The organism is Dyella sp. 01L423, from assembly GCF_056399945.1.
Genome location: NZ_JBFTSI010000040.1, coordinates 1 through 463 on the forward strand (window position 1 = coordinate 1; position 463 = coordinate 463).

At 65.7% G+C, this 463-nt stretch carries 1 protein-coding gene; it reads left to right on the plus strand.

The window, feature by feature from the left end; genetic code table 11:
• Positions 1 to 331 precede the first annotated feature (331 nt).
• The coding region (gene rpmH / locus AC1DMY_RS20960) for a 50S ribosomal protein L34 (RefSeq protein WP_008650850.1) at positions 332 to 463 on the plus strand (132 nt) is incomplete at its 3' end.

Below are 463 nucleotides of genomic sequence, written 5' to 3' on the forward strand. Positions count from 1 at the left end.
GGCCATCCGTTGCCTTGACAGTTCGCGCGAATATCGGTTAAATGGCGGGTTCTGCGATGCGGCAGGGGATCACGTATGCGCATCGCCGGGTCTGGCCCGTACCGCCACGTGTAAACATGTGCGGCATCAGGCAAGCGGCCTGATCCCCCGTCAGCGCCTCGGCCTTCAGCCAGGCCAGCGGCGGCCGGCAGCAAGACAGAACCAGAATCGTCGGCAGACCGCAGCAAACCCGATCGGAATTGCGGCGGCCCCATGCGAACCATACGCGGCGGCCAAGGCGCCCCGGCATTGGCCGGCGCCCGGAAAGCCCGGATCAACCAGAGAGTGCAACATGAAACGTACCTACCAACCTTCCGTTACCCGCCGCAAGCGTACCCATGGTTTCCGCGTGCGCATGAAGACCCGCGGCGGCCGTGCCGTCATCAACGCTCGTCGCGCCAAGGGCCGCAAGCGCCTGGCCATC